22 protein-coding genes and 3 tRNA genes are annotated in these 23,657 nt (G+C 70.7%); 13 read left to right on the top strand and 12 right to left on the bottom strand.

Annotation, left to right across the window (positions count from 1 at the left end):
• Window positions 1–141 precede the first annotated feature (141 nt).
• Window positions 142–1,500, top strand: a complete 1,359-nt coding sequence (locus B1H29_RS23290) for a M6 family metalloprotease domain-containing protein (protein ID WP_244209036.1) — start codon at window positions 142–144, stop codon at window positions 1,498–1,500.
• Window positions 1,501–1,574: 74 nt separating this feature from the next.
• Here B1H29_RS23290 and B1H29_RS23285 read toward each other — a convergent pair.
• The 7 genes from B1H29_RS23285 to B1H29_RS23260 form a co-directional block, all read right to left on the bottom strand.
• Window positions 1,575–1,648 (bottom strand) — tRNA-Lys (locus B1H29_RS23285).
• A complete protein-coding gene (locus B1H29_RS23280) occupies window positions 1,639–2,247 on the bottom strand; it encodes a bifunctional DNA primase/polymerase (protein ID WP_063787484.1) in 609 nt (202 codons plus the stop codon). Before B1H29_RS23280 ends, B1H29_RS23285 begins: the two co-directional genes overlap by 10 nt.
• A gap of 112 nt (window positions 2,248–2,359) precedes the next feature.
• Window positions 2,360–2,719 carry a hypothetical protein gene (locus B1H29_RS23275; protein ID WP_055417089.1) on the bottom strand — a complete coding sequence of 120 codons (360 nt, stop codon included), beginning with the start codon at window positions 2,717–2,719 and terminating at the stop codon, window positions 2,360–2,362.
• 165 nt (window positions 2,720–2,884) lie between these two features.
• The gene (locus B1H29_RS23270; RefSeq protein WP_055417090.1) at window positions 2,885–4,453 is read right to left on the bottom strand and encodes a pectate lyase family protein; all 1,569 of its coding nucleotides are present in this window, start codon (window positions 4,451–4,453) and stop codon (window positions 2,885–2,887) included.
• Window positions 4,454–4,952: 499 nt separating this feature from the next.
• Window positions 4,953–5,126 carry a hypothetical protein gene (locus tag B1H29_RS38190; protein ID WP_159027847.1) on the bottom strand — a complete coding sequence of 58 codons (174 nt, stop codon included), beginning with the start codon at window positions 5,124–5,126 and terminating at the stop codon, window positions 4,953–4,955.
• Window positions 5,127–5,135: 9 nt separating this feature from the next.
• Complete coding sequence (locus B1H29_RS23265) at window positions 5,136–5,867, bottom strand: maleate cis-trans isomerase family protein (protein WP_055417091.1); 732 nt, start codon at window positions 5,865–5,867, stop codon at window positions 5,136–5,138.
• Entirely contained in the window at window positions 5,864–6,733 is an 870-nt protein-coding gene (locus tag B1H29_RS23260; RefSeq protein WP_055417092.1) for a maleate cis-trans isomerase family protein, read from the bottom strand. Before B1H29_RS23260 ends, B1H29_RS23265 begins: the two co-directional genes overlap by 4 nt.
• Window positions 6,734–6,921: 188 nt before the next feature.
• Here B1H29_RS23260 and B1H29_RS23255 point away from each other — a divergent pair, with 188 nt between their 5' ends.
• Both B1H29_RS23255 and B1H29_RS23250 read left to right on the top strand, forming a co-directional pair.
• Window positions 6,922–7,869 (top strand): D-2-hydroxyacid dehydrogenase, encoded by a 948-nt coding sequence (locus tag B1H29_RS23255; RefSeq protein WP_055417093.1) that lies wholly within the window; start codon window positions 6,922–6,924, stop codon window positions 7,867–7,869.
• Window positions 7,870–7,897: 28 nt separating this feature from the next.
• Entirely contained in the window at window positions 7,898–9,292 is a 1,395-nt protein-coding gene (locus B1H29_RS23250) for an amidase (protein ID WP_055417094.1), read from the top strand.
• Window positions 9,293–9,381: 89 nt separating this feature from the next.
• Here the strand turns inward: B1H29_RS23250 and B1H29_RS23245 are convergent, their stop codons facing one another.
• A complete protein-coding gene (locus B1H29_RS23245; protein WP_055417095.1) occupies window positions 9,382–9,876 on the bottom strand; it encodes a DUF3830 family protein in 495 nt (164 codons plus the stop codon).
• A gap of 107 nt (window positions 9,877–9,983) precedes the next feature.
• Here B1H29_RS23245 and ehuB point away from each other — a divergent pair, with 107 nt between their 5' ends.
• From ehuB to B1H29_RS23210, 7 genes are all read left to right on the top strand, one after another.
• Entirely contained in the window at window positions 9,984–10,913 is a 930-nt protein-coding gene (gene ehuB, locus B1H29_RS23240; protein WP_079160409.1) for an ectoine/hydroxyectoine ABC transporter substrate-binding protein EhuB, read from the top strand.
• Window positions 10,910–11,623, top strand: a complete 714-nt coding sequence (gene ehuC / locus B1H29_RS23235; RefSeq protein ID WP_055417097.1) for an ectoine/hydroxyectoine ABC transporter permease subunit EhuC — start codon at window positions 10,910–10,912, stop codon at window positions 11,621–11,623. Before ehuB ends, ehuC begins: the two co-directional genes overlap by 4 nt.
• Window positions 11,623–12,273 (top strand): ectoine/hydroxyectoine ABC transporter permease subunit EhuD, encoded by a 651-nt coding sequence (gene ehuD / locus B1H29_RS23230; RefSeq protein ID WP_055417098.1) that lies wholly within the window; start codon window positions 11,623–11,625, stop codon window positions 12,271–12,273. Before ehuC ends, ehuD begins: the two co-directional genes overlap by 1 nt.
• Complete coding sequence (gene ehuA, locus B1H29_RS23225; RefSeq protein WP_055417099.1) at window positions 12,263–13,048, top strand: ectoine/hydroxyectoine ABC transporter ATP-binding protein EhuA; 786 nt, start codon at window positions 12,263–12,265, stop codon at window positions 13,046–13,048. Before ehuD ends, ehuA begins: the two co-directional genes overlap by 11 nt.
• A gap of 313 nt (window positions 13,049–13,361) precedes the next feature.
• On the top strand, window positions 13,362–13,814 hold the full coding sequence (locus B1H29_RS23220; protein ID WP_055417100.1) for a hypothetical protein: 453 nt from the start codon (window positions 13,362–13,364) through the stop codon (window positions 13,812–13,814).
• Between the two features lie 251 nt (window positions 13,815–14,065).
• Window positions 14,066–14,824, top strand: coding sequence for an IclR family transcriptional regulator (locus B1H29_RS23215; RefSeq protein ID WP_055417101.1), 759 nt, complete (start codon window positions 14,066–14,068; stop codon window positions 14,822–14,824).
• Between the two features lie 123 nt (window positions 14,825–14,947).
• Window positions 14,948–15,021, top strand: a tRNA-Lys gene (locus B1H29_RS23210).
• Between the two features lie 61 nt (window positions 15,022–15,082).
• Here B1H29_RS23210 and B1H29_RS23205 read toward each other — a convergent pair.
• The 3 genes from B1H29_RS23205 to B1H29_RS23195 form a co-directional block, all read right to left on the bottom strand.
• The gene (locus tag B1H29_RS23205) at window positions 15,083–15,688 is read right to left on the bottom strand and encodes a lytic polysaccharide monooxygenase auxiliary activity family 9 protein (protein WP_055417102.1); all 606 of its coding nucleotides are present in this window, start codon (window positions 15,686–15,688) and stop codon (window positions 15,083–15,085) included.
• A 116-nt stretch (window positions 15,689–15,804) separates the two neighbouring features.
• Window positions 15,805–16,959, bottom strand: coding sequence for an SPFH domain-containing protein (locus B1H29_RS23200; protein ID WP_055417103.1), 1,155 nt, complete (start codon window positions 16,957–16,959; stop codon window positions 15,805–15,807).
• Between the two features lie 60 nt (window positions 16,960–17,019).
• The gene (locus B1H29_RS23195) at window positions 17,020–18,033 is read right to left on the bottom strand and encodes a peptidoglycan-binding protein (RefSeq protein ID WP_055417104.1); all 1,014 of its coding nucleotides are present in this window, start codon (window positions 18,031–18,033) and stop codon (window positions 17,020–17,022) included.
• 209 nt (window positions 18,034–18,242) lie between these two features.
• Between B1H29_RS23195 and B1H29_RS23190 the strand changes: the two genes are divergently transcribed.
• From B1H29_RS23190 to B1H29_RS23180, 3 genes are all read left to right on the top strand, one after another.
• Window positions 18,243–18,316 (top strand) — tRNA-Lys (locus B1H29_RS23190).
• A gap of 282 nt (window positions 18,317–18,598) precedes the next feature.
• Window positions 18,599–20,593, top strand: coding sequence for a glycosyltransferase family 2 protein (locus B1H29_RS23185; RefSeq protein WP_055417105.1), 1,995 nt, complete (start codon window positions 18,599–18,601; stop codon window positions 20,591–20,593).
• Window positions 20,590–22,527, top strand: a complete 1,938-nt coding sequence (locus B1H29_RS23180) for a kelch motif-containing protein (protein WP_055417106.1) — start codon at window positions 20,590–20,592, stop codon at window positions 22,525–22,527. Before B1H29_RS23185 ends, B1H29_RS23180 begins: the two co-directional genes overlap by 4 nt.
• 98 nt (window positions 22,528–22,625) lie before the next feature.
• On the opposite strand, the gene B1H29_RS23175 is transcribed toward B1H29_RS23180, so the two are convergent.
• The gene (locus tag B1H29_RS23175; protein WP_055417107.1) at window positions 22,626–23,657 is read right to left on the bottom strand and encodes a glycoside hydrolase family 6 protein; all 1,032 of its coding nucleotides are present in this window, start codon (window positions 23,655–23,657) and stop codon (window positions 22,626–22,628) included.

Below are 23,657 nucleotides of genomic sequence, written 5' to 3'. Positions count from 1 at the left end.
ACACGCCCCCGACCAGTTGTGACGTTCCGTGAGTACCCCGGGGATGCCTGCCGGGAGGCCTCGCGCGAAATTCCGGGCGGCTCACCCATCCGGTGCAGACAAACAGGGCGCAGTACGACAATCATGCACAAGCTGGATGCGGTGTCCCGTCGACCGCACCCGGAGGTTCATGTGCCGCGCCAGCTCCCCCTGAGGCGACTTCCCCGGGAGGTCCTCGAGGGGCTCGGCGCGGGCCGCCGGGCGGCGGGGGCGGGCAGGTCCAGACTGCGCAGTACGGCGGCGGTGTGCACCACGATGTCGGCACTCGCCGCGACCTCCCTGATCACCGCCCCCTCGGTCGCCGAGCCCTTCTCCCCCGAACCCTGCGCGCTCCAGCGCACCGACGTGCACCACTCCGAGGGCGTGGACACCTGGAACGCCGCCTATCCTCGGCCCGCCCGCGCCCTGGACGCGGTGATGGTGTTCCTGTCCTTCCCCGACTCCCACCCGCTGACCGCGCCGGCCGAACTCGCCGCGGACCACTTCCCGGCCACCACCCGCTTCTTCCAGCGCGCCTCCTACGGCACGTTCACGCTCCGCCCGCACCCGCTGCCGAGCTGGATCCCCATGCCGCGGCCCTCGACGGCGTACGACATACAGCGCGACTGGAGCCCCCGGCACCGGGCCGCCTACCTGCGCGACGCGCTGCACGCCGCCGACCGGCACGTCGACTTCTCCCGCTACGACATCGTCTACTTCGTCGCCGACCCGGACGCGCCCGGCGTGGACTCCGACGCGACGAAGGTCGTCAACCTGGACACCCCGATGCGGGCCGACGGCACCGCCATCCGGCGGGTCGTCACGGTCTTCGAGAACCATCCGCCGGACCGGCTGGTGCTGGCCCACGAGACGGGGCACGTCTTCGACCTGCCCGATCTGTACCACCGGCCCGTCGACGGCGAGGGCGACTGGGACACCCACGTCGGCGACTGGGACCTGATGGGCAGCCAGTTCGGACTGGCTCCGGATCTCTTCGGCTGGCACAAGTGGAAGCTGGGCTGGCTGGAGCCCCGGCAGGTGGCGTGCGTGCGGGGCAGCGGGCCCACGCGACTGACGCTGGAGCCGCTGGGGGCGGGGCCCGGGGTGGTGGTGACGGGTGCCGCCGGGGCGCCGGCCTTCGGCCTCGGGCGGGGCACGAAGCTGGCCGTGGTGCGCACGGGCGCGGACAGCGTGCTCGCCTTCGAGGCGCGGGGGCCGCTCGGCAACGACGTCGCCGCCTGCCGGGCGGGGGTACTGGTGTACCGGGTGCGCGGCGGGGCGGAGTCCGGGGGCGGGCCGATCGAGGTGATCGACGCCCACCCGGACACCGAGGCCTGCTGGGAGGACTCGGTCTACCCCCCGCTCGCCGACGCCCCGGTGAGCCTCGGCGAGCGCTTCACGGTGCCGGAGGAGGGCGTACGGGTGGAGGTGGCGGGGCGGACGGCGTCGGGGGCCTGGACGGTGCAGGTCACACCGGGGTGAGACCGGCACCCTCCGGATGCTCCCCGGCGCGCGAAGAGGCCCCTCGCCTGGGCGAGGGGCCTCTTCGTCGTCTGTGCGCCGCCAGGGACTCGAACCCCGGACCCGCTGATTAAGAGTCAGCTGCTCTAACCAACTGAGCTAGCGGCGCCTGCTGACGTCGTAGACCTTAGCATCCTGGTCGGCGGGAGGAAAAATCGAAATCCGCACCGCCGCGCGGGCCGCCCGTACGGCCGCCCAGAGCAGGATATCCGGGCCCGGCAGCCAGGGCCGGCGCGTGTCCGGCGCCACCAGCCAGCGCGCCCCGGAACAGGCCGGGGCCCCCGCCGGGGCCGGCACGGTCACCGCGTCCCCGGCGCCGTGGCACAGCAGCGGCGGCACCGCACCGGTACGGCCGCCCTCCCGGCCGCGCGCGCTCCACTCCTCCCACTCCAGCAGCGACGGCAGCCGCTGGGCCGTGCCGGGCGCGGCGAACAGCAGCATCCGGCCCCGGAACTCGGCCACCGGGCCGGACCCCGGGCCGTCGTCCCACATGCGGTCCAGCATCCGGCGCCCGAAGACCGCGGGAGCGCTCACCACGTCGAAGGCAAAACCGCAGGGCAGGACGACCGGCGCCTGCGGCCGTTCCTCCCAGAACCCGAGCGTGCCGCGCGGGTGCGGGGCCGCCGAGGCCAGCCAGGCGGCCCCCTCGGACGTGACGTCCGAGACGTGGGGGGAGGCACCGGGGGCGACATCGCGTGTGTGGCTCATGCCGCACACATCTACCGCCCGTGAGGGTCCGACTCCCGTGAGTTGCGGGAAACCGGGACAGGAAGAAGCCGAAGGGAGTATCTTGCCCACCCCCCTGGCATATGCGGCCGCGCTATTCGGCGTGCACGCCGCCCTCGCCGCCGCGCATCAGGTCGCGCCCGAACTCGACCATCTTCTTGGCGTAGTCCTCGGTCCACTCGGCCCGCCCGGCGATGTCCGCGGGCGTCAGCCGGTCGAAGCGCCGCGGATCGGCCAACTGGGCCGCCGCCATCGCCTGGAACTCCATCGCCCGGTCCGCCGCCGCCCGGAAGGCGTGCGTCAGCTCCGTCGCCCGGTCCAGCAGGGCCCGGGGATCGTCGATCGACTCGAGGTCGAAGAAGTGCTCGGGATCGGCGGACGCCTCCGCCGGCTCGAAGAGCAGGGGCGCGGGGCGTAGCCGCGGTTCGTTCCGACGCGGCGTGGGCTCCGCCATGTCTTCTCCTCCTCATACGTACGGCGGCCCTCCCCGCGGACCGGGGCACCCCCGTGGAGGAGTGGGCCACCGTCCATTGTCCCGCGCCCGCGCAAGAGGGCGGGGGCGTGCCGGTACGCGCATACCGGGCACGCCCCGCCCACTGCCGCACGACCGGGCCGCTCGCTAGCCGGCGTAGGTCTCGAACTCGGCGACCCTCGGCGTGCCGCTGGAGCCGGTGATCTCGAAGGTGATCTTCTCCAGCGAGGTCCGGGCGAAGCCGATGACGCCCGCTCCGCTCCCGGAGGCCAGGACCGAGCCCGTGTCGTGGTTGACGACCCGCCAGGATCCGATGTTCCCCTCGGAGCCCGCCGCCTCACGGATGTTGATCTTGGAGACGGTGGTGGCGGAGCCCCACTTCACGGAGACGGAACCGGTCGAGCCGGTCGGGGACCAGTAGGTGCCCATGTCACCGTCCCGGACGTTGCCGTAGCTCGTCCCGGCGGCCTTGGAGGAACCGTCGGAGCCCGCCCCGATGCTGAGGTTGGTGCCGGTGGGCGGATCAGTGGGACCGGGGTCGGTCGGGTCCGGGTCCGGGTCGGTGGGGCCCGGGTCCGTGGGGCCGGGGTCGGTCGGGTCCGGGTTCTGCGGCGTGCAGCTTCCGTCCGAGACCTTCAGCCCCTTGCCCGCGCCCGCGGTCTGGCTCACCACGCCCGGCACGCAGTCGGCCGCGTCGAGGTTGTAGGAGTACGGGATGCTGACGCTGGTGTTGGACCGCGGGTCCGGCCCGGCGGGGTTGTTGTCCCCCTCGCGTTCGGACCAGGTCACGTTGTCGAAGATGTTGCCGCTGACCTGCCAGTAGCCGGCCTCGTCCGTGTAGAAGGTGCCGAGGACGTCCTTGGAGTCCTGGAAGTAGTTGTTGTCGACCTTGGCCCGGGCGCCGGCGCGTGAGTTGATGCCGGACTCGTGCAGGTCCACGTAGTGGTTGTTGTAGATGTGGGAGATGCCGCCGCGCAGCAGGGGGGTACGGGAGTCGATGTTCTCGTACTTGTTGTGGTGGAAGGTGACGTAGCCGTTGGAGCGGTCGCTCTCGCTCGAGCCGATCAGGCCGCCGCGGCCGGAGTTGCGCAGGACGCTGTAGGACAGGGTCACGTACTGGGTGTCGTTCTTCATGTCGAAGAGGCCGTCGTAGCCCTCCGACTCCCCGCCCGACGCCTCCAGCGTGGTGTGGTCGACCCAGACGTTGCGGACGCCGCTCTCCATCCCGATGGCGTCGCCGCCGTTGGACGTGGGCGAGCCCGACTTCTTGACGTTCCGGACGGTCACGTTCTGGATGATGATGTTGCTGGACTCACGGATGTGGATGCCCAGTTGGTCGAAGACGGCACCGCCGCCGACCCCGACGATCGTGACGTTGCTGATCTGCTTGAGCTCGATCTTGTCCTCGGCGGTGCTGCAACTGTCGCCCGACACCTTGCTGGTGTTGCCGTGGTTGATGGTCCCCTCGACCTCGATGGTGATCGGGGTGCTGCTGCTGGCACGGCCGCACAGGGCCTGGTGGATCGCGGTTCCGGTGGTGGCCCGGACCGTCTGTCCGCCCGCGCCGCCGGTCGTGCCGCCGTTCTGGGTGGCGTAGCCGGTGGCGCCACTGGCCGCTGCCGCCGCCTCGGGCATCGACAGCACCACACCGGTGGCCGCGGCAACGGCCAAGGTGGCCAGCGCCGCGTTGAGTCGCAGCGCGACTGGTCGTCTCATCCTCGGTCTCCCCATTCGCCTTCACGTGCCGGAACGAGCTACCTGTCGTGATCATGTCAACACGACGGGCGGGAAAGCGCTTTCTCGCCGTGAGAATAGGGTCCCTATCAGGGGCTGGCAAGGGCTTGCACGAGTTCAGGATGTCGATCGACGTACATGTTCGTGAACTAAAAGTGGATCCGACACCCCCGACGCACAGCCGATGTGCGTCCCGGGCGGAGCTGCGATACGATCATCCTGCCAGCTCGCGGGGTTCAACCCCCAACGGTCGGCAGTGCGTTGGTGGTCCAAGGAAAGACGCCTCACTTCCCGTGAGGAAATGCAGGTGCAAGGCCTGCCCAGCGCTCGAAGAGAACCCCGGCCCCGCTCCAGCGGGACCGGGGTTCTTCCGTGTGGCCGGGCCCGTGCTTCCGGGTCCGTGTCGGCCGAGTCGTCGGTCGAGTTCGCGTCGATCGAGTCGTCGGCCTGGTCCGGGTCCGGGTCCGGGTCCGGGTCCGGGTCAGCCGAGCTTCGCCGCCTGCGCCTCGATGACGGCGGTCGGCTGCTCGAACGCCTCGCCCCGGCTGATCGCCGCGATGCCGAAGGACGAGAACCCGGCGAGCGTGGTGCCCTGCCGGAAGACGACGACCTTCGTCTCGACGGGTTCGACGTCCCGCGCGGCCCCGTCCCGCACGCCCCGGTGTCAGGCCTGCACCACCGGCTCCCGGGTGAACAGCGCGCCCAGCTCCGGTGCGTTGACCCGGCGGTCGGCCAGGCGCAGGCCCTCCCAGATGGTCACCTGGTTGGCGGTGAGGACCGGCTTGCCCAGTTCCTTCTCCAGGGCCGGGATGTGGGCCGCCGTGTGCAGGGCGGTGTCCGGGAGGAGGACCGCCTCCGCGTCCGGGCGGTCGGCGGCGCGGGCCAGGGCCAGCACCTCCGCCTCGGTCCAGGTGCCGACCTCCGCCGCCGTGATGACGCCCGAGCTGACGACATCCACCGTCTCGATGCCGGCGGCGCGGAGGAAGCCCGCGAAGAGCTGTGCCACGTCGTCCGGGTAGGTCGCCCCGATCGCGACGCGCCGCGCCCCGATCTCCTTCGCCGCGTGCACGAAGGCGAAGGAGGTGGAGGAAGCGGGCAGGCCCGCCGCCTGGGCGAGGGCGCGCACCTGCTCCTGGGCGCCGTCCCAGCCGTGCACGAAGCTTCCGCTGGTGCAGGCCCACACCACGGCGTCGGCGCCGGCCAGCCGCAGCTCCGCCACGCCCGCCGCGAGCCGCTGCGGTGAGCCCATCTCGCGCAGCGCGTCGACCCGGTGCGCGTCCTCGCCGATGTCCGTGTGCACCAGGTCCACCCGGATGTCGCTGCCCAGGAGCTGCTCGATGCGTGGATAGTCGTCCTCGCCGGAGTGGCCCGGGTACAGGAATCCCAGTGCTGTCATGTCCACCCTTCCTGCTGCTGTTCCGTCTCCGGGCCGTCACCGACGCCCGGCATGTCCGCCACCGCGGGACCGACCGGGCCCGCCACTGCGGGGCCGACCGGCCCCGGCACCGTGGGGCCGATGCGCGCGGACGGATCGGTCAGCGCCTGATACGGCCCCACCGCAGGGGTACCCAATCGGCGCAGCGCCGCCCACATCGTCACTTGGTTGGCCGAGATCACCGGGATCCGCAGTTCGGCCTCGAGCTGCGGGATGACGTCGTAGGTGGGGAGGTTGGTGCACGAGATGAACAGGGCGTCCGCCGACCCCGGACTCGGTACCGCCTGGCGGGCCATGTCGGCCACGTCGCGGTACGGGACCCTCCAGATGTGCCGGGTCAGCCCCATGAAGGCGCAGCCGGTGACGGCCACACCGGCCTCGGCGACGTACGCCTCCAGCGCCCGGGTCACGGAGACGGTGTACGGCGTCACCAGCGCGACCCGGCGCACGCCCAGCTCGGCCAGCGCGTCCAGCAGCGCGCCGGAGGTGGTCACGGACGGGACCGCGCCCGCCCAGGTCATCGCCTCGCACATCGCGCGTTCACCGACGACGCCGCCGACGAAACTGCCCGAGGTGCAGGCGTAGGCGATCACCTCGGGCGTGATGGCGTTGAGGGTGCGCACGGCCTCGCCGAGCGTCTCGTGTTCACTGACCAGCCGGGCGAGGTCCAGACTGACCTCGACGGGCACAAAAGGGGTTCGCGTCATGTGCAGCGACACGTCGTCGGGCACCCATCGCCACAGCTCGCGATCGAGTGCGAAGTCGAACGGGGCGACCACGCCGACCCCGCGTTGCGGAGCTGGTCCGCCGAGAAAGGAGATGTCCATGGCACGCACCGACCTCACACTGAGAAAGGGGAGGACAACGCACCGTTACGCACGGCCGTGTTGACGAAGGTAGGTTCCGGTGCGAGCGTGGTCAATCCGCCCGCGTCACTCCCAGGTCAACAGCCGGTCAACTTCGCCGTCAACTCCTGAACCGCCCCCACTTCCACCGACCGGAGACAGACCTGCCGATGACCACCCCCACGCTCCTCGTCCTGGACGCCGAGCCGCTCCCCCGCCTGGGCCGGCTGACCGGACGGGCCCGGATCGAGCACGCCGACGAGACGACCCTCGCCGAGCGGCTGCCGCACGCCGACGTCCTGCTCGTATGGGACTTCACCTCGCACGCCGTACGGCAGGCGTGGCCCGGTGACGGTCCGCGCCCGCGCTGGGTGCACACCGCGAGCGCCGGCGTGGACCATCTGATGTGCCCGGAGCTGGCCGAGTCGGAGACGGTGGTGACCAACGCGCGCGGGGTCTTCGACCAGCCGATCGCCGAGTACGTCGCCGCTCTCGTCCTCGCGATGGCGAAGGATCTGCCCACGACGCTGCGGCTGCAGGGTGAGCGGACCTGGCGGCACCGCGAGTCGCTGCGGGTGGCCGGAACTCGCGCCTGTGTGGTCGGCTCCGGGCCGATCGGGCGGGCGATCGCGCGGACGCTGAAGGCGCTCGGCATCACGACCGCGCTGGTCGGCCGCACCGCCCGTACCGGCGTCCACGGGCCCGGCGACCTGGACCGGCTGCTGGCCCGCGCCGACTGGGTGGTGGCGGCGGCGCCGCTCACCGACGACACGCGCGGCATGTTCGACGCCCGGCGGTTCGGGATGATGCAGCCCTCCGCGCGGTTCGTGAACGTGGGGCGGGGTCCGCTGGTCGTCGAGGACGATCTCGCCGAGGCGCTGACCAGGCGCTGGATCGCGGGCGCCGCCCTGGACGTGCTCAGCCACGAGCCCCTCGCGGCCGACAGCCCGCTGTGGCGGGTCCCAAACCTGATCATCTCGCCGCACATGAGCGGGGACACGATCGGCTGGCGGGACGAACTGGGCGCGCAGTTCCTGGAGTTGTTCGAGAGCTGGGCGGCCGGCGAGCCGCTGGCGAACGTGGTCGACAAGAAGCGCGGCTACGTGCCCGGACACTGACGTCACACAGAACGCGGGAGGGTGCTGCATGACCGACCTCACCGAGCTGACCGCTGTACAGCTCGTCGACGGTTACCGCAAGGGCGACTTCAGCCCCGTGGAGGTGACCCGGGCCGCCCTGGAGCGGGCCGAGCGGATCCAGCCGGAGGTGAACGCGTTCGTCCGGCTGACCGGCGAGGCGGCGCTCGAGGGGGCCCGGCGCTCCGAGGAGCGGTGGCGGCGCGGGGAGCCGGGCGGCCGGCTGGACGGGGTGCCGGTCACGGTGAAGGACATCCTGCTGATGCGCGGTCACCCGACGCTGCGCGGCTCCCGCGCCGTCCCGCCGGACGGGCCCTGGGACGAGGACGCGCCGTCCGTGGCCCGGCTGCGCGAGCACGGCGCCGTGTTCATCGGCAAGACGACGACGCCCGAGTACGGCTGGAAGGGCGTCACGGACTCGCCGCTGTCCGGCGTCACCCGCAACCCGCACGACCCCGCCCGCACCGCGGGCGGCTCCAGCGGCGGCGCGGCGGCGGCCGTCGCGCTCGGGGCGGGACCGCTGGCGCTCGGCACGGACGGCGGCGGCAGCGTGCGCATCCCGGCGTCCTTCTGCGGCATCTTCGGCCTGAAACCGACGTACGGCCGGGTCCCGCTCTACCCGGCGAGCGCGTTCGGCACCCTGGCGCACGTCGGCCCGATGACCCGGAACGCGGCGGACGCGGCGCTGATGCTGGACGTCATCGGCACACCGGACGCCCGGGACTGGTCGGCGCTGGGCCCGGCGCCCGGTTCGTACACCGAGGCGCTGTCCGGCGGGGTGCGGGGGCTGCGGGTGGCGTACTCGCCCTCGCTCGGCGGGCAGGTGGCGGTGCGCCCGGCGGTGGCGACGGCGGTCCGGCGGGCGGTGGAGCGGCTGGCGGAGCTGGGCGCGTACGTGACGGAGGCCGATCCCGACTTCGCGGACCCGGTGGACGCCTTCCACACGCTGTGGTTCAGCGGCGCGGCACGGGTCGTGCAGCATCTGCGGGCGGGGCAGCGGGAGCTCCTGGACCCGGGGCTGCGGGAGATCGTCGGGGCCGGGGCGCGGTACTCGGCGCTGGAGTACCTGGCCGCGGTGGACGTGCGGATGGAGCTGGGCCGGCGGATGGGCCGCTTCCACGAGGCGTACGACCTGCTCGTCACGCCGACGCTGCCGATCACGGCGTTCGAGGCGGGCGTCGAGGTGCCGAAGGGCTCGGGGCACCGGCGGTGGACGGGGTGGACCCCCTTCACCTACCCGTTCAACCTGACCCAGCAGCCGGCGGCGACCGTACCGGTCGGGACCGACGGGGACGGACTGCCCGTCGGCCTCCAGTTGGTGGCCGCCCGCCACCGGGACGACCTGGTCCTGCGGGCCGCGCACGCGCTCCACGAGGCGGGCGCGGCGCCGGTCCCGGGCGGGTAGACGGCGATGGGAGCGTTCGTCCCGGCGACACACCGTGAGCACCGGCGGCCTGCCGGGACGAACGCTCCGATCTCCCCGCGTCAGCGGGGCTACGCCCGGCGGAAGCCGAGCGTCTCCCCCTCCGCTCCCGCGCGCCACAGGTCGTTGCAGGCCTCGGCCATCTCGCCGAGGCCCTCGACGACCTGGCCCCAGACGGTGCCGGGCACCCAGCCGACGTCGCCGTTGAGCAGCAGGTTGTTGCGCTCGTAGAACAGGGCGAGGTCGACGAGGGTGGTGCCCGGGCGGACCTCGCGGTCGTAGCCGTACGCCTTGGTGCCCAACTCGGCTCCCGCGAAGGCGAAATAGCACAGGTCGCCCGGAATGGGCGTTACAGTCGGATTCTCCAGTCGTGGTTCGGATGCCGCGAAAGGCGGGAACAGGGCGTAGATCTCGTTGCGCGCGTATTTGGCGTGATACACGTCGCCGCCGAGAGGGAGCGCGTCCCAGACCGCCGCGCAGGTGATCGGGGCCCGGTCGTCCAGCAGTTGGGCCGTACAGGTGATTCCGCGCTTGACCAGCGAGACTTCGATGAAGCGATCAGCCATACCCTCCATGGCAGTGCCCGGCGGCCCCGCGGTCAAGGGCGCGGGGCCGAGGTATCGGACTGAAAAAGATCGGCATAACCCGCCCCTCATCGGGTAGCTGCGCGCCCATGGCTCCACCACACAGAACCCCTCCATGGGGTATATCCGACCAAAGGCCCAGGACAGCCGGGCCCACTCGCCGGTCGCTGCTCGCGGGGGTCGCGGCGCTCGGTGCGCTGGGAGCCGCCGGCTGCTCGCGCGTGGCCACCGCGTCCGACGTGGAAGGCGGCGATCTCCTCGACCGGCTCAAGGCACAGGGCGTGGCCCGGCTCGGCATCGCCGGCGAGATCCCCTTCGGGTACATCGACAAGAACGGTGAGCTGACCGGCGAGGCGCCGGAGCTGGCGAGGGTCATCTTCAAGCGGCTCGGCGTGGAAGAGGTGCAGCCGGTACCGACCGAGTTCGGCTCCCTCATCCCGGGTCTCAAGTCGCAGCAGTTCGACATCGTGGCGGCCGGGATGTACGTCAACCCCACCCGCTGCGAGCAGGTCATCTTCTCCGACCCCGACTACCAGATGCTGGACTCCTTCATCGTGCGCAAGGGCAACCCGCTCGGACTGCACGACTACAAGGACGTCGTGGCGAAGAAGGCCAAGTTCGCCACCGGCACGGGCTACGCGGAGATCGCCTACGCGGTGGAGGCCGGCTATCCGAAGGACGACATCCTGATCGTGCCGGACCAGGTCGCCGGCCTCAACGCCGTGGAGACCGGGCGCGCCGACGTCTTCGCCGGTACGGCTCTGACCACCCGTGAGGTGGTGAAGAAGTCGTCCAACACCGAGGTGACCGAGGCGTTCAAGCCGATCGTCAACGGCAAGCCGCACGTCGACGGCGGCGCCTTCGCGTTCCGTCCGAACGAGACCAACCTGCGGGACGCCTTCAACGTCGAGCTGCACAAGATGAAGAAGAGCGGCGAACTTTTGCGCATCCTGCGCCCCTTCGGTTTCACCGAGGACGAGATGACCGATCTGACCGCGAAGGAGCTCTGCGGCGGATGACATCCGGACTCTGGGAACTCGTGGCCAAGGGCGTCTGGACGACCGTCCAACTGCTCGTCTTCAGCGCCCTGCTGGGCGCTGTGGTCGCCTTCGTCGTGGGCACCGCCCGCACTCATCAGTCGCGGATCGTCAGGTTCCTCGCGGGCCTGTACACCACGGTGTTCCGTGGGACCTCCGCACTGATCATGATCTTCTGGATCTACTTCGTGCTGCCGCTGGCCTTCGGCTGGCAGCTCGTACCCATGTGGGCTGGCACGCTCGCCCTCGGCCTGACGTACGGGGCCTACGGCGCCGAGGTCGTGCGCGGCGCGATCGCGGCCGTCGACCCGGCCCAGCGCGAGGGCGGCATCGCCCTGAGCTTCACCCCCTGGCAGCGGATGCGGCTGATCCTCCTGCCGCAGGCGCTGCCGGAGATGATCCCGCCGTTCTCGAACCTGCTGGTGGAACTGCTGAAGGGCACCGCGCTGGTGTCCCTCATGGGCATGGGCGACCTGGCGTTCAGCGGCAACCTCGTGCGTCTCGCGCTGCAGGAGAGCGCGGAGATCTACACGTACATCCTGCTGATCTACTTCGTCCTCGCCTTCCTGCTCACCCGGCTCATGCGGGGCCTCGAGCAGAAGCTGAAGGCGGGGGTCGGCAAGGCGCCGACTCCCGCGGCCGAGGCCGCGCTGAAGCGGCCCGAGGCGACCAACGCGGGAGGTGCTGTCTGATGGAGTGGGACTGGAGCGCGGTCTCCGACTTCATGCCGCACTTCTGGGACGGTCTGCTGGTCACCCTGCAGATCCTGGCCCTCGGTTCGGTGATCTCCTTCGCGCTGGGCCTGGTGTGGGCCCTGCTGATGCGGACGCCGACACGCTGGGTGCGCTGGCCGGTCGGGGTGGTCACGGAGTTCATCCGGAACACCCCCCTCCTGGTGCAGCTCTTCTTCCTCTTCTACGTACTGCCCGAGTGGGGCGTTCAGGCCTCGGCACTGACCACGGGTGTCTTCGCCATCGGTCTGCACTACTCGACGTACACGATGCAGGTGTACCGGGCCGGCATCGAGGCGGTGCCGGTCGGCCAGTGGGAGGCGGCCACGGCGCTGAACCTTCCCGTGCACCGGACGTGGATCGCGGTCATCCTTCCGCAGGCGGTCCGCCGCGTGGTGCCCGCCCTCGGCAACTACGTGATCGCCATGCTCAAGGACACCCCGATGCTCATGGCGATCACCGTGCTGGAGATGCTCGGCGAGGCTCAGCTCTTCGCCCGTGAGAACTTCCAGTTCACCGAGCCGCTCACGGTGATCGGCGTGGCGTTCATCGTGCTTTCCTACGTGGCCTCCCTTTTCCTGCGAGCCCTGGAGCGACGCCTTGCCCACTGACACTCTTCCCACCCCCGGGACCAGTCCCGAACGCAGCACCGGCGAGCTGATCCGGCTGGAGCAGGTCACCAAGCGGTTCGGGGACAACACCGTCCTGGACCACCTCGACTTCTCCGTCGACGCCGCCAAGCACGTCACCCTCATCGGTCCGTCGGGGTCCGGCAAGACGACGATCCTGCGGCTGCTGATGACGCTGCTCAAGCCCGACGAGGGCACGATCACCGTGGACGGGCAGAAGCTGTTCCCGGCGACGGAGAAGGAGCGGCGCGAGGTCCGCAAGCAGATCGGGATGGTGTTCCAGCAGTTCAACCTGTTCCCGAACATGAGCGTGCTGCGCAACATCACCGAGGCACCGGTCACCGTGCTCGGCATGTCCAAGGACGAGGCCGCGGAGCGGGCCAGGGAACTCCTCGACATGGTGGGGCTGGCCGACAAGTGCGACGCCCGCCCGGCCCAGCTCTCCGGCGGCCAGCAGCAGCGCGTGGCGATCGCCCGCGCGCTGGCGATGCGCCCGAAGGTGCTGCTGCTCGACGAGGTGACCTCGGCGCTCGACCCGGAGTTGGTCGCGGGCGTCCTGGACCTGCTGCGGGACATCGCCCGCAGCACGGACATCACGATGCTCTGCGTGACCCACGAGATGAACTTCGCCCGCGACATCTCGGACCAGGTCCTGATGTTCGACTCGGGGCGGGTCATCGAGTCCGGGGCTCCCGAGAAGATCTTCAGCGATCCGGAGCACGAGCGGACGAGGGAGTTCCTGAGCGCCGTGCTCTGACGGCGCACAACGCGCCACCGGTCTCCACCGCGGGTCACCGCACCGCCCGACCGACGTCGGACGGTGCGGTGACCCGCGGCTTTTTCGTGCTTCCGACGCGCCCGCCTCCCCGACGACGCGAGCGGGGCTTGAAACCGTCGACGCGGGGCCGACAAAGGCCTTACGGCATCACAAACCCGCCCATATTGTCATGAGCGCGCCATAAGAGGACGAGTGTTCCGGCCGGGAGAGCCGGGCCCGGAAGCCCACCCGTCACGTCGATCGAACAGGTATCCACAGCCAGGCCCCGCACACCGCAGGAGTGAGACAGACAGTGAAATTCACCGCCCCCGTGTTCGTCACCACGGCCGCGTTCGCCCTCGTCGCCTTCCTCGGCGGCTCCGCCTCCGCCGCCACGCTCCACTCGGAGCAGGCCTCCGCGACGTCGACCTCCCCGACGCTCGACGCGAACTGCAACGAGGTCACCGGCTACGAGAACCCCCGCGCGACGGCCGGCCTGGCGTGCTTCCGGCCCTACGGTGACAAGTTCTACGTCCGCGACACCCTGGCCGACGGCCACCACATAGAGGTGCGCGGCACGGTGAACCGGACCGGCGACAACTTCCGCTGCTACGAGCACGGCGGCTCCTCGGCGGGCTGGCAGGTGTGCGACGGCTTCCACGACGAGATCCCGGAGAACTCCACGATCTACTGGGAGATCGGTCTGTGGGAGGGCGGCACCCTGCTCGGCACCGGGGGCGACCCGAAGTTCAGTTCCACCTCGTGACCCGAGACGTCCCCGGCGTGGCACCGCGACCACGCACCGCGCGTGCCCCAACGCCCGAGGTCGGAGCGCTGGGGCACGCCGCTGGCATATGCCAGCGGGTCAGCGCCGCAGTTGGGGGCCCCGGAATCTCGCCAACACCCCCTCACGCCGGGCCGCCCGGCGGCTATCGTGAAGGGGATCCGCTGTCCGGATCGGGGGCACAGGCGGGGACAGGGGCAGGGGCCCACCAGCGAGCGCAGGGGGAGACCACCGTGGCGCTTCAGCACAAGCCGACCGCGCCGCACCACTCGGCCCAGGACGCCCTGCGCGTCCTGGAGACGGTGACGCGGCACACCACCGGAGTCACGGAGACCGAACTCGCCCGGCTGACCGGCCTCGACCGGGAGCGGCTGACCACGCTCCTGCGCATGCTGCGCCGCGAGGGCTACGTCGAGCAGACCACCGACGGCGCGTACGTCCCCGGCGAGGCCCTGGCCCGCCTGGGCTCGGCGCACGGCCGCGAGCAGGCCCTGCGCGAGAAACTGCAGCACACCCTGGACCGGCTGCGCGATTCGGTGGGCGCCGCCGTCTACATCAGCCGGTACGTCGACGGCGAGGTCAGCGTCACCCAGTACGCCGACAGCCCGGCCACGCCCAAGGTGAACGAGTGGGTGGACTTCCGTGTCTCGGCGCACGCCACCGCGGTCGGCAAGAGCCTGCTGACCCAGCTCGACCACGCGGGCCGCCGCGACCACCTGGCCCGGCACAAGATGGCCCGCCTGACCTCGCGCACCATCACCAGCGACCAACTGCTGCTGTCCCGGCTGGAGTCCCAGCCGCCCACCGTGCCCGTCCTCGACCTCCAGGAGTACGCGGTGGGCACGGTCTGCGCGGCCGTCCCGATCACGGCCGGTTCCGCCGTGGGCTGCCTGGCCCTGTCCCTGCCGGTCGAGCACGCCCACCGGCTGCGCCGGGCCGCGGACGAGCTGAACCGGAACGCGGCGCCGGTCCTGCTGTCGCTGGCGATCTAGACCGATCCAGACCGATCTAGACCACCGGTCACCGGTCGCCCGGGCGCGTGGTCGGGAGCACTGCCCGGGACCGGGTAGTATTTTCGTCGTCGCCGGCCGCGGGAAGCGGACGGCGGGAGTCATGCGCCGCTAGCTCAGTTGGTTAGAGCAGCTGACTCTTAATCAGCGGGTCCGGGGTTCGAGTCCCTGGCGGCGCACAGTGGAAGGGCCCCCTCGCCCAGGCGAGGGGGCCCTTCGTCCGTCCGGTCGGCCGCCGGTTCAGAAGGTCACGTCCGAGCACGCGTAGAACGCGTTGCCCGTGTCGGCGACCGTCCACACCGCGAGGATGACGTGGTGCCCGCTCAGCCCGGACGGCAGCGTGCCGCTGTGGGAGAGGGTGGCCGGCGGCTGCTTGCCGCCGTAGGGCACCGTGAAGAACGGCGTGAGGTTGAGGTCGGACCGGGACAGGTTGTGGTTCTGGTTCCAGCCCGGCTTGGTGACGTAGTACCGGAAGTCGGTCGTGGCGTGCCGGGCCGTGAACTGCCAGCGGAAGGTGTAGTTCTGTCCGCCGTTCACCCTGGTGGTCGGCCACGCCCGGCCGTTCGGGGTCTTCGGGCTGTCGAGCGGGGCGAACCGGGTGTTGCCTGCGGAACATATCCGCCCGTCGGCCGGTCCGCCCGCCGGGAAGCCCTTGGGGCCCTCGACGCTCTGCGGCTCCCACTGGATGGCACCGCAACCGCTGACGGCGCCGTTCTGGCAGACCTTCTGCCGGCTGACCGGCAGGTCGGTGTAGCCGTGGCCGCTGGCACCGCCGGACGAGAGCACGAGGGCTCCGGTGGTCGCCATGCCCACCGCGGCGGCGTACAACTTGGTCCTGGTACGCATACTGCTGCTCCTGTGACGTGGGGGAAGTTCAGTGAGCCGTGCAGGTCTAGACCAAGTCTCAGATTATTGCCGTTGGTTGAACATGTCCATACCAATAGGGGAAACCGGGGAACGGGTCAGGGCCCGGTGTCCCCCCGCCCCGCGCAGAACGCCACCGTCAGGTCCTTCACCAGCACCTTGCGCTCGTAGTCGTCGAGTTCGACCAGCCCGCGCACGGTCAGCCGGGTCACCGTGTCCTCCACCGAGTCCACGACCGAGGTGAGCACGCTCGCCCGCTGCGCCGCGTCCAGCGCGGCGATCCGGCGCCGGTGCATCGCGGCGGCCACCTCGGGGGCGTACTCCACCCGGACCGGCCGCACCGAGAACACCTCCAGGCCGACCGGCGCCGCGTCGGCCGTCACCAGCCGGGTCAGCGTGTCGCCGGCCACGTCCGCCGAGCTGCGGACCGTGCCGACCGGCTCCACCGGGACCCGGGCCAGCGCCGCCTCGACACACTGGCGCAGATACGCCTCGTGGTCCTCGACGCCCAGCGTGGCCCGCGCCGTGTCCCGCACCCGCCACACCACCAGCAGCACCGCCCTCAGCGCGACCCCGTTGCCGTCGGCCGCGGGCACCGGCTCACTGCGCCAGTGCCGCAGCCGGACGTCGACCCGGCGGCGCAGCAGCAGCGGGTTGACCCACATCAGGCCGGTGCGCCGGACGGTCCCCCGGTAGCGGCCGAACAGGCCGAGCACCCAGGCCCGTCCGGTCCGGCCCCGGGCCAGCCCGCCGAACCCGAACAGCCCCAGCGCCCCGGCGGCCGCGTACGCCGCCCACTGCGCGGGCCCGAGCCCCGCCCCCGCGTACGACGGCAGCCCCAGCGCCTGGGCGGCGAGCGGCGGTACGACCCCGGCCCACCAGGAGGTGACCGCGCAGCCCGCCGCCCCGCAGAATCCGCCGGCCACCCCCACCGCACCGGGCAGCACCCGGCCCGGACTCTCCGCCAGCTCCGGGTCGACGCTCGGCGCCGGACGCGGGCGCGCGGCGACCGGGCGCCGCGTCCGGGGCTGCTCCCCCGTGCCCTGCCTGCGGCCGACGACCGCGGGGCCCAGCGGCACCGGCGCCGGATCGGGATCGTCGCGGAACAGCAGGTGGACGGGGATCTCGGTGGTGGCCTCGTTGCGGATGAGCCGGGCGGGCCGGTGGCCGGCCTGCGCCGCCCCTTCGGGGGCTCCGGGCCCCGGCGGGGCCGGCGGCTTGGTGTCCGGGTTCGTGGAAGAGGTCGTACTCATGCGTGCTCCAGCCTCCGCGCCAGATGCGTCATGAACGGGTGGTCAGCGCCGGGCGGACGGTCAGGAGAAGAGCCGCCGCCAGGTCTCCGGGCCCGGGTAGCCGTCCGCCGCGCCGCCGCGCCAGCCCTGGGCGCGCTGGAAGGCTTCGACGCCCCGCCGGTCCGCCTCGCCCCAGCGCGGACCCGGTCCGGTCGTGTAGTACGTGCCGAACCCCCTCTCCACCAGCCGCCTGCCGAGCCTGGTGACGTAGGGGTTGTCCGCGCCCGGCCGGAACATCGCCCGTCCGGGGTATCCGGCCACGCCGTGCGAGGCGGGGGCCGCGGCGGGACTGCCCGCCGCACTCGTCGCGACCCCCTTGTAGCGGTAGGGCAGGTACTTGGCCGAGTCGCTCCAGTAGGCGTAGGGCGTCGGCTGCGTGCGGGTGTGCGGCGGGGTCTGCTCGTAGGCCGTGTACCGGGTGTGCGTGTCGTCCGTCCAGCCGCCGAAGATCACCACATGGGAGCCTTTCTGAGGGTCGGCCGCATTGTGGAACAGCAGAATGTCGCCGGGCTGGAGCTCCTCCTTGGTGATGCGTTCGGCGAATGTGCCGAGGCTGCCCGTCCATTCGTTCGTGGGCAGTTGCCAGGCCATCGACACATAACCCGAGCAGTCCTGCCGGTAACCGTCGGACCAGTAAGCGGTGCTGTAGGGGACTTTCGCGGTGACCCAGGTTTTGGCCCGCTCGATGATCTCCGTACGGGTGATCGCGGCCGGTTCCGCCCCGGCCGGGGGTGTCGTCGGCGCGCCGGTCGAGCCGTGCAGCGGCGCCCTGGGGCCCTGGGGGGTGTCAGGCTCTCCACCTGCCCCGACGCCCGGCAGGTGGGGTGCGTGGACGGCGGTCGGGGCCGCTGCCGCCTGCCCCGCGCACAGCATCCCGGTGGCGGCGGCCGCGGCCACGGCCAGCGCGCGGTGGGCCGCCGGATGGGCGGGGGCGCGGCCGGCCGGGGAATGCGGCAGGACGCGGCGCCAGTGACGGCAGCCGGGGCAGTCGCAGTCGCTCGCGGGGTCGATTTCCTCGAATACGGGAGCCTCCATGGGATTCCCCTCACACTCCCGGTGAAAAAGTCCGCGGCGGTGTACTTCGGTACATGTCGGTCAGTTTCTCAACTGTCCTCGTCGCGCGCATGTTGACGGTCCGAATGATGTACACGGCCGTCGGCGGCGCCCCCGCACAGGCTGCCGGAGGCGCCCGGGGACGGTCCGGAGCACCGTCCGGCATCCGGTAGAGTTGTGCAGGTCAGCAGGCGCCGCTAGCTCAGTTGGTTAGAGCAGCTGACTCTTAATCAGCGGGTCCGGGGTTCGAGTCCCTGGCGGCGCACCGACAACCGAAGGCCCCCCGTAGCACACGGGGGGCCTTCGGCGTACTCGGTCCCCGGACGTCTTGCGATCAAGACGAACACCGTAGAACCCTGGTCCGGTTGCGGGGCCGGATGCCGAGGGGGGCATCATGCAACCGGGGGTCGCCGTTCCATGTCTATATAAGGTGTGGATGCCGTGGTGACAGCAACCCACCACTGTTACGTCCGTGAAGGTCGAGGGGGACCGGACGGGCGAAGGAAGCGACGAAACACGCGCTGACCCGCGTGTGGGGGGATGACTCATGACGTCGACGCCGACGGGCGCCGGGCAGGACCACGACCCGTCCCAGACCACCCAGCTCAGGGTGCCCGCGCATCGGACCTGGAACACCGGCTCGTTCCGCCGGATACAGAAGACCCTGCCGAGGTACGACTACGAGCACTACAGCCGGCTCGCGGGCCCCCTCACCCAGCCCGACCCGCACAAGCCCTACAAGGTGCAGTACCGCTCGCTGATCTCGCAGGAGCCGCACCGCGTCCGGGTCGCGCTGATGCTGGCCGCCGCCCCGCTGCTGTCGGTGGTGCTGCTGGTCTGGCTGCTGCAGCCCACGCACTGGACCGAGCGCGACTACGTGTCCTTCGACTGGCTGCCCACGCTCGACATCGTGATGCTCGTCTCGATCGGCCTGATCGAGCTGTTCCGCTGCCTGAACGTGCTGTCGAACGCCCACGCGACGCTGGTCGCCCGGGACCCGATCCCGGTGGTGCCCGAGACCGGCACCCGGGTCGCCTTCCTCACCTCCTTCGTGCCCGGCAAGGAGCCGCTGGAGATGGTGACGAAGACCCTGGAGGCGGCCGTGAAGATCCGCCACCGCGGCCTGATGCACGTCTGGCTCCTCGACGAGGGCGACGACCCCGAGGTGAAGGCGGTCTGCGAGCGCCTCGGCGTGCACCACTTCTCCCGCAAGGGCGTCGCGAAGTGGAACATGCCCAAGGGCCCGCACCGCGCCAAGACCAAGCACGGCAACTACAACGCCTGGCTCGACGCGCACGGCGGCGACTACGACTTCTTCGCCTCCGTCGACACCGACCACGTGCCGCTGCCCAACTACCTGGAGCGGATGCTCGGCTTCTTCCGCGACCCGGACGTCGGCTTCGTCATCGGCCCGCAGGTCTACGGCAACTACGACAACCCGATCACCAAGGCCGCCGAGTCGCAGCAGTTCCTCTTCCACGCGCTGATCCAGCGCGCCGGCAACCGGTACGGCTCGCCGATGTTCGTGGGCACCTCGAACGCGGTCCGCATCAGCGCGCTCAAGCAGATCGGCGGTCTGTACGACTCGATCACCGAGGACATGGCGACCGGCTTCGAGATCCACCGCCACAAGAACCCGGCCACGGGCCGCAAGTGGCGCTCGGTCTACACCCCGGACGTGCTCGCGGTGGGCGAGGGCCCGAACGCCTGGACGGACTTCTTCACCCAGCAGATGCGCTGGTCCCGGGGGACGTACGAGACGATCCTCAAGCAGTACTGGAAGGGCTGGTACTCGCTCCCGCCGAGCAAGCTCTTCAACTACACGATGATGATCATCTTCTACCCGATGTCGGCCCTGAACTGGATCCTGGCGGCGCTGAGCTGCTGCCTGTTCCTGGGCCTGGGCGCCTCGGGTGTGAACATCGACCCGGCGGTCTGGCTGATGCTCTACGGCAACGCCTCCGCCCTCCAGATCGGCCTGTACGTCTGGAACCGCCGCCACAACGTCTCGCCGCACGAGCCGGAGGGCTCCGGCGGTGTGGCCGGCATGGTGATGTCCGCGCTGTCGGCGCCGCTGTACGCGAAGGCGCTCATCGACTCGGTGCTGCGCCGCAAGAGCAAGTTCGTGGTCACGCCGAAGGGCGACTCGGCCAGCCCGGACACCCTCTTCGGAACCTTCCGGTACCACTGGTACTTCATCGTGATCTTCGGCGGCTCGATCACCGCGGGCTTCGTCTACGGGCACTCGCACCCCGCGATGATCATCTGGGCGACGTTCGCGCTGCTGATCACCGCGTCGCCGATGTTCGCCTGGCGCCACGAACTGCGGAAGGCGAAGAAGCAGCCGCCGGCCGTGGCGGCGGAGCCCGCACCGCGGGTCCCGTCGCAGCAGGCGGCACCCGCGGACGCGGTGCCCGCGCAGACCTACGCGCCGCACGCGCCGCACGCGCCGCAGCAGAAGCCCAGTTGGGCGGCCTCCGACGGAGGCAACGACCAGACCATGCAGATCGCCCTTGGTGGACTTGGGGGACGTAAGGAATGAAGGACCGTGCCGGCCGCCGTCGCGCCCGTCGCTTCGCGATAGGTACGGCGGTGGTAGTCGCGCTGGCCGGGATGAACGGGCCGTGGCTCTACCGCTTCGGAACCGAGAAATACCACCAGTACAAGATCAACAAGCCGGAGTACAAGGCCGCCAACGGCAAGTGGGAGATCGTCGAGTTTCCCGAGAAGTACCGGCAGAACACCATCCACGCGGCGCTGCTGCGCACCGGCAAGGTGCTGCTCGTCGCCGGGTCGGGCAACAACCAGGACAACTTCGACGCGAAGCGGTTCGACACCCGGATCTGGGACCCGGTCAAGGGGACCATCAAGAAGGTGCCGACGCCCACCGACCTGTTCTGCACCGGCCACACCCAGCTCGCCAACGGCAACCTGCTGATCGCGGGCGGCACCAAGCGGTACGAGAAGCTCAAGGGTGACGTCACCAAGGCCGGTGGCCTGATGATCGTCCACAACGAGAACCCGGACAAGCCGATCACCCTGCCGGCGGGCACCAAGTTCACCGGCAAGGAGAACAAGAAGACGTTCGTCTCCAAGGACCCGGTGCTGGTGCCCCGCGCCGAGAAGGTCTTCGACGAGGAGACCGGCGAGTTCCTGCGCAACGACCCGGGCATCGGCCGGATCTACGTCGAGGCCGAGAAGAGCGGCCGGGAATACCAGACGGGTACTCAGGACAACTACCGCGTCCGGGGTCTGTCGGGCGCCGACGCGCGCAACACGTACGGCATCGCGCAGAAGCTCGCCCTCGACAAGAAGGACTTCCAGGGCATCCGGGACGCCTTCGAGTTCGACCCGGTCGCCGAGAAGTACATCAAGGTCGACCCGATGCACGAGGCCCGCTGGTACCCGACGCTCACCACCCTGAGCGACGGCAAGATCCTCAGCGTCTCCGGCCTCGACGACATCGGCCAGCTCGTCCCGGGCAAAAACGAGATCTACGACCCGAAGACCAAGGAGTGGACCTACACCGAGAAGGTCCGCCAGTTCCCGACGTACCCGGCGCTGTTCCTGATGCAGAACGGCAAGATCTTCTACTCGGGTGCGAACGCCGGCTACGGCCCCGACGACGTGGGCCGCGACCCGGGCATCTGGGACGTGGAGACCAACAAGTTCACCAAGGTTCCCGGCCTGAGCGACCCGGACATGCTGGAGACCGCGAACTCGGTGCTGCTGCCGCCGGCGCAGGACGAGAAGTACATGGTGATCGGCGGTGGCGGGGTCGGCGAGTCCAAGCTGTCCAGCGAGAAGACCAGGATCGTCGACCTGAAGGCCGACGACCCGAAGTTCGTGGACGGTCCGTCGCTGGACAAGGGCACGCGCTATCCGCAGGCCTCGATCCTGCCGGACGACAGTGTGCTGGTCTCCGGCGGTTCCGAGGACTACCGGGGCCGGAGCGACTCCAACATCCTCGAGGCCCGGCTGTACCACCCGGGCACGAACGAGTTCGAGCGGGTCGCGGATCCGCTGGTCGGCCGGAACTACCACTCCGGATCGATCCTGCTGCCCGACGGGCGCCTGATGTTCTTCGGCTCGGACTCGCTCTACGCCGACAAGGCCAACACCAAGCCGGGCAAGTTCGAGCAGCGCATCGAGATCTACACGCCGCCGTACCTGTACCGGGACTCGCGGCCGGACCTGTCGGGCGGACCGCAGACCATCGAGCGCGGCGAGTCGGGCACGTTCACGTCCCGGGCGGCCGGGACGGTCAAGAAGGTGCGGCTGATCCGGCCGAGTGCGTCGACGCATGTCACTGACGTGGATCAGCGGTCGATCGCGCTGGACTTCAAGGCGGACGGGGATCAGTTGACGGTGACGGTTCCTGAGAACAAGAACCTCGTTCAGTCCGGGTGGTACATGATGTTCGTGACCGACGGCGAGGGCACGCCTTCCAAGGCGGAGTGGGTGCACGTGCCGTAGCGCTCCCGCGAGTGCTTGTCGGGCGCGGGGAGCGTCGCGGTTGATCGCGCCCACGCGGCGGCAGCCGCAGATGACACAGCCCCGCGCCCCTGGGGCGCTTATCCCTGCGCCAACTCCAAGGCGTACTCGGGCCACCACTCGCCCGCCTTCGGGCCGCCCTTGCACTCGCCGTCCGACTCCCCGGGACGCTTGACCCACAGGTAGGCGTCGACCAGGGGGTCGGCCGTCTTCGTCGTCGGCGTTTCACCGAGGGCCCGGCCCGGCGGGTTGCACCAGCGTTCGCCCGGGTCGCCCTCCGTGTAGGGGCCGTTGCCGTTGCGGCTGGTGTCGATGACGAAGTGCTTGCCGCCGACCTTGGCGGAGAGCTGCTTGCCGTAGGCGATGGAGTCCTGGGTGGTGTAGAAGTTCGAGACGTTGACCGAGAAGCCGTCGGCCTGGTCGATGCCCGCCCACTTCAGCGGCTCGAAGATCTGGTCGGGGTGGCCCCAGCCGGCGTTGCCCGCGTCCAGGTAGACCTTGGTGTTCTTCAGCGCGGTGAGCTTGCCGATGGCGCCCTTGAGAAGGTCGTAGCGCTCCTCGTGGAACTGCTCCGGGGTGCAGCCGTCCACCAGGTGGAGCACCGCGTCCGGTTCCAGGATGACCGTGGCGGAGCGGTCGCCGATGCCCTTGGCCACGCCGTCGACGAAGTCGCGGTAGGCGTCGCCGTCGGCGGCGCCGCCGCCCGAGTACTGGCCGCAGTCGCGGTGCGGGATGTTGTAGAGGACGAGGAGGGCGGTGCGGCCGGCCTCGTCGGCGGCCTCGGTGAATCCGCGGGCCTGCTCCTCGGGGTTCTCCGGGCTGATCCACTCGCCGGTCGGCTGCTGGGCGATCTTGCGGATCTGCTCGGCCTGGTCCTTGTCGTCGGACTTCTGCAAGGCCGCGAGCTGCCGGGCCGCGTTGCCGTCCGGATTGACCCAGAACGGGTCGGCCTCCTTGGGCTGCTGCGTTATCCCGGCGCCCGCGTTCTTGTCCTGGTCCTCGTCCCCGCCGTCACCGGACGAGGAGCAGCCCGCGAGCAGCAGTGCCGCCCCCAGCACCGCCGCGGACGCCCGCCTCGTGGACAAGGCTCCGGCCCCCCTGCTGCCGTACAT

The organism is Streptomyces pactum (assembly GCF_002005225.1).
GTDB lineage: Bacteria > Actinomycetota > Actinomycetes > Streptomycetales > Streptomycetaceae > Streptomyces > Streptomyces pactum_A.
The sequence above is the reverse complement of the archived record's forward strand: the minus strand, read 5'-3'. Positions and strand labels throughout refer to the sequence as shown.